This window comes from Mycobacteriales bacterium, assembly GCA_036497565.1.
Lineage (GTDB): Bacteria > Actinomycetota > Actinomycetes > Mycobacteriales > QHCD01 > DASXJE01.
Genome location: DASXJE010000030.1, coordinates 1 through 5,478 on the forward strand (window position 1 = coordinate 1; position 5,478 = coordinate 5,478).

Annotated in this window: 3 protein-coding genes; all 3 read right to left on the reverse strand. The window is 73.0% G+C overall.

The features are described from left to right. A partial coding sequence (locus VGH85_03055; GenBank protein ID HEY2172769.1) for a hypothetical protein occupies positions 1-3,310 on the reverse strand: 3,310 nt, incomplete at its 3' end. A gap of 4 nt (positions 3,311-3,314) precedes the next feature. Then, positions 3,315-4,097, reverse strand: coding sequence for a hypothetical protein (locus VGH85_03060; GenBank protein HEY2172770.1), 783 nt, complete (start codon positions 4,095-4,097; stop codon positions 3,315-3,317). 694 nt (positions 4,098-4,791) lie between these two features. Next, positions 4,792-5,478, reverse strand: a 687-nt coding sequence (locus VGH85_03065) for an RraA family protein (protein ID HEY2172771.1), incomplete at its 5' end; no start/stop codon positions are given.

Sequence of the window (5,478 nt, forward strand, 5' to 3'; positions counted from 1 at the left end):
CGCTGGCATAGACCTGTCCGAGGGTGTCGAGCAAGTCCCGGCCCGCGGCGACGTCGGCGCTGTCCGGGCGGCCCGGGTCGGCCGCCGGCAGCAACCGCCGCAGCAACTGGAAGGCGTCCGCGCCCGGGCCGACGTCGAGCAGGTCGACGTCCACCGGCTGACCCGGTACGCCGAGCAGCACCAGCTTCTCCACCGCAGCGTCCGCGCCCGCGACGAGCCGGGCCGCCTGACCGACCGCGCCATGCGCGACCAGCACGACCGCGCCCGGGTGCCGTCCCCCGACCGCGTCAACCACCCGCGCGAGCCGGGCCGCCTGGGCGGCGAGCTGCGCATCCGCATCGGCCCCGCCGCACGCCGCCCGGCCCGGCAAACGGACGTGCCACGGGCCGTCCGTCGTCGCCGGTCCGGTGACATCGAACGCCGTCGCCGCGAGCCCGGGGGCGGTCAGATCGACGGTGTGCCCGTCCATCCCGGGCCACGGCGGGGTGAATGGACCCGTCACATAGACGGTCACCGACGAATCCAGCGCCCCGCCGAGCAAAGCGGCGAGATCGGTCCGCGCCGACAGTTGGGCGTGGGAGACCCCGGCCAAAGTCGAGGCGGTGGCTGCCGGCAGGTCAGGAAGGGCCGCGGGCAGCAGCCCGTCGCCGCCGCTCAACCGGGCCGCGAGCGCTGACAATCCCGCTCCGATCGCGTCCCGGCCGGACAGCAGGCCGGCGAGCGGCCCGCCGGCCGTCGCCGCGGCCGTACTCAACAGACCCGCGACGCTCGCCATGTCCAGCGGCGTGGCACCGGCCGTGCCATCCAGCCATGCCGTCAGCGCCGCCGGCTGCACGACAGCGGTGACCGCCGCCACGTCAACCGGCGGTCCGGCCGGGTCGAGCCACACCGCCGCCTCCACGGCCCCGGCGACCGGTGCCGTGCCGGCACCGGTGTCGACCTCGACAACGAACGGGTCGTCCGGGCGACCCTGGCCCCCGACCGTCACCGCACCGGGCGAACCGGCGAGCTCGCCGAGCCGGGTGGCGAGCGCACGCAACGCCGCAGCCCCGTCGGCTCCGGTCACGACCGACGCCAGGATCGTCTTCACCGCGCCGATCGGGTCGGTGGCGAATGCGGCCAGCCCGCCGGGCAGGTGCGCGGCGAGGCCGCCGCCGGGGCCGCCCAGGTGCAGCAGATCGGGCAGCCCCTGCACCCAGGCGGGACGCGCCGCGCGCAGGGCGTGCGCCAGCAGTGCCTCCAGTAGCGGCCACGGCACGTCGGTGGGCAGCGCCAGCCGACCGCCGACGAGCGCCGGCACCGGCAGCGCGGACGTCGTCCCGTCGACGGTGATGGTCGCCGCCGGCAGGCCGACGTCGATGCGCAGTCCGTCGGCGGGCGCCCAGGTGAGTGCCGCAATCGCCGCAGGTACGGCGAGAACGAGCCCCGCGTCGCCCGCGGCGAAGGGGGCGCCGCCCGGTCCACGCAGCGACACCTCGACACCGACACCGGGCAGCGCCGTGACCGATACCGGCAGCGGGGTGCCGGTCGCGCCGGCCGGCGGCAACGCCAGGCCGAGCAGCCCGACCGACACGGCGAAGCCGGGGACCGGACCGCCGGACCCCAACGCCGGCAGAGTCGGCGCCCACCGCAGAGCCACGTGCAGCACGCCGGCGTTCGCCGACACCGCGATCGCCACGCCGCCTACCAGCGGCACCGACCACGGCGCGTCGTCCGTGCCCGCACCGTCGATCGTCGCCGTCCGGCCGGCGATCGCCGGAATAACCGCGAGCAGGTCGGCGTAACCGGTGCCGCCGAGCGCGAGCACGTCGCGGTGGTAGGCCGCGACCGCGCCGATCGGGTCGGTCACCAGAGCCGGCAGCGACACCGTCGGCCAGGCCGGGTCGGTGGCGTGCGAGGGCGGCGGGTCGAAGCCGAGCAGCACGTTCACGGCGGTACCGGCCGGGCCGAGGCCACCGAGAATTCCGGCCACCGCCTCCTCGCCGACCTCGGCGAGGGCGTCCGGTGAGGTCAGGTCCAGGACGACGTGATGATGCGCGGTCGGCTGGTCGGTCCCGACGTCGACCCGCTCGGCGGCCAGCACGAGCACCGGCCGGCGGTCGCCGTCGAGGGCGAGCCCGGCCCGCAGCGCACCGACCTGCACATACGGCGGGCCGCTGATCGTGACGAGCGAGCCGGTATCCGCGCCGTAGCGGGCCGACAGCTCGAGATGCGGCAAGGCCCGGACCGACGGGGTATGACCCAGCTCCGCCCTCAGCAACACGACGTCAACACCGATCGACAGCGGCGGGGAGCCCGCCGTCGCAACCGACACGGCGATGCCCGGGGAAAGCACGAAGCCGCCGGTGTCATCGGAACCGACATCGAGAGTCACCGCGAGCTGCGCGCGGCCGACCGCGAGCGAGACGGCGTACGGCGCCGTCGCCGACACCGTGCCACCGACCAGCGTGGCGACGTGGGCCAGCCAGTCGTGGATCGCCTGCGGGTTGTGCGCTAGCGCCTTCAGCCAGTCGACGAGAGCGGGCAAGCCACCGACAAGCAGATCGCCCACCGGCAGCGGCGGAACCGCACCGTCGCCCGGGAGCAGTCCAGCCAGGCCCAGCAGTTCGCGCACCGCACCGCTCGCCCCGGCGGCTTCAGCCTGCACCAACGTGGTGAGCAGGTGGGACAACTGGCCGCCGAGGCTGCCGCCGGTGTCCAGCGCCAAGTCGACCGGGGCCGTCGTACCCGGCAGCGTCAGGCCGTGCAGGGAGACGCCCAGCGAAGGAACGCCGCCGGCGGTCATCGGCACCTTCGCGGTGAGGCTGACGTCGCGCAACGCCGGATCGCCGACGGTCACCGTGCCGGTGATCAGCGCGGTCGCGTCGTCGTGGTCGGCAGCATCGGTCGACCCGGGAAGGAAGTGCACCGGCCCGCCGGACGCGGTCGGCACCCGCAGCAGCGGGAGCAGCAGTGTCGCCGCGGCATGCGTCGAGCCGGGAGTCGCGGCGGAGATCTGCAATCCCACCGAGACGACGACGCCCTCGGTGCTCGTCCCCAACACCAACGACAGGTGGGCGGCTTCGGTGAGTTGCAACAGCGGCAGCCAACTCCCACCGGGCAGACCCGCGGTCGACGGTCCGGCGTCGGCCATGAGGTCCTGCACGAAGCGGACCAGCGCGGCCCGCTGCCGCGGATCGCGCAGCACGCCGCCCATCCGGGTGGACGGATCGGAGAACCAGCCCGTGTCCACCTGTCCGGTGGCGTCGAGGAACCCCAATGCGGTCGCGAGATCGGCGACATCCTCGAACGCGTCGTGGTCGACCGTCACCGCATCACCGCCCCGGCACCTGGTCTGAGGCGTGCCGGGCCTGCGGCACCACCTGCACCGTCGCCGCGTCGACCAGCAGCGCGCCCGGGATCAGCCGGGCGCCGGCCTCGTCGACACCGGTGAGCAGCGACACGGCGTGGCTGACGTCGAGCAGCGCCCGGTACGCCGCTGCGGTCACCGCATCGCCCCACCGGTCGGCCAAGGCCGCGGGACCTCTCGGTCGGGGCTCGGTCACCGCGACCATCCCGGCGGGCGTGCCCGGCGCGCCCACGGCGAACGGCACGAGCAGCTCCCCAGACCCCGTCTGGGTCGACTCCAAAGTCATCGCAACGAGCACCAAACCCGGCTGCACGACCACGCGGGTCCGGTCCAGATGCACCAACACCTCGCTGTCAGCGTCATACCAGACGACCTCGGTGGGCGGTGTCCCGTCGATCGCGGGAACCACCGCCGCGAGCGCCACCTGAAACAGCTCGGTCAGCCGGGCGGCGTCGAGCACAACCTGCCCCGCCGCCTCGCCGGCAGCGAGCGGCACGACCGGCGTGGGCGCCGCAGGTTCAGTCGGCGCCGGCTGTGCTACCCCACCACCGTCCGGCGGCCCCTGCCCGACCACCCCGCCGCCATCCGGTGGACCCTGCCCCAAGACCCCGCCGCCATCCGGCGGGAGGACGATGAGGATCGGTGCGCTGGGGACCTGCTGTACGGCGCCGCCAACAGCACCCAGCAGCCGGGACGTGCCCGCGGCCGCCGGTGCCTGCTGCCCGGGCGGCTCTTCCGGTGCCGTCATCAGCTCGACCAACGATCGAACTGCAGACCACGAGAACGCCGGGAGTCCAGACAAAGACCAATGACGTCTTTACTCGTCCATTGCGCCTGTGCAAGCGTTTCGTCAAAACGAAGATCCGCGCGCGGCGGGCGGCCCGCAGACTGTGTCACCGTCGTGCTCCCCGCAACGCGTTCCGCATCGCGACCCCCCTCCCGACTACTCAGGATCATGGCGTGAATCCCCCGCCAAGGGAAGGACTTCTGACCGCGCGGTGCGTTTCGTGCCGGTGTGCAGAAATCTACGCACATGCGAAGGACCATGTCGCGACGTTGGGTGGTTTGCCGGCCGGATCGTCGATGCCCGAACAGGAGGCCGCCTCGGAGAACGTCGCAGCGACGACGACGTCACGAGCCCGGCACGACGACGGGTTCGGTCACACATCGCGAAGCCGAGCATCGACGCCGAATGGATCCGGTCGAGACAGCCCCGATCCGCCGCGCATCCGGGCCGGGGTTCGCGGCCGCCGCTGCGGCCTGGCTCATCGCGGCGGAGACCACCCGCGGATGGCTGTACGGCACATAGTTGCGGGCTACGGCTAGGAGGCGCGGTCGTCGAATGACCAGCGACCCCGGCCATCGCCAGTGGGTTGACGCCGTGCCGGGCCTTCTCCACCCCGCGCCACAGCAGGGAGTGCCATGAACGGCTGAAGAACAGGTTATTCCTCTATGGCCCCGCCCACCGTGCGCAGATGCTCGCGGAAAGTCAGGGAGGGCGTGTTCTCGCGTTTGGCAAGGTAGGCGCGGAACTGTACCTGGCTGCGTAGTGAGGCACCTGCCCGGATCCGTTCGGCCTGGCGCCGCTCGGTATCGCGGATCGTCTCGGCCAGCGTGAAGATCTCCTCGGCCTGCAGGCCGGGTAGGAAGAGCACGCCATCATCGTCGCCGAGAACCAGATCCGCGCGGCTCACGGCCCAGTCTCCGACGACGGCGGACTCCAGGGCGTCATGCGCACGGGCGTCGAGCCGGAGGGGGCCGGTGGGGATCGCTCCCAGGCTGAAGACCGGCAGTCCGATCGCTCGCATGTCGGCGGTGTCGCGATGCAGCCCCCAGATCACCATCCCTTCCACACCGGCTGCCTGAGCCTCCAGAGCCACCAGGTCACCGACGCACGCTTCATCCAGCCGCCCGCCGTTGTCGACGACCAGCACGTCACCCGGTGCTGCGATTTCGAATGCCTCCAGGAAGGCATCGACGCTGCCGGCATGCTTCACGGGACAGACACGCCCGGCCACGCGGCTGTCAGGCACCACAGCACGCACGAGCGCAGAAGCACAACGCACTGGGACTCGGGCGCGTATGCAGGCGTCGGCGACGTGCGCTGTGGTGAGGGCTGCGAACCGGTG

Bases quoted from the DNA above. Each gene is read 5' to 3' on its own strand.
- VGH85_03060 (HEY2172770.1), bottom strand. From the start codon at position 4,097: ATGACGGCACCGGAAGAGCCGCCCGGGCAGCAGGCACCGGCGGCCGCG.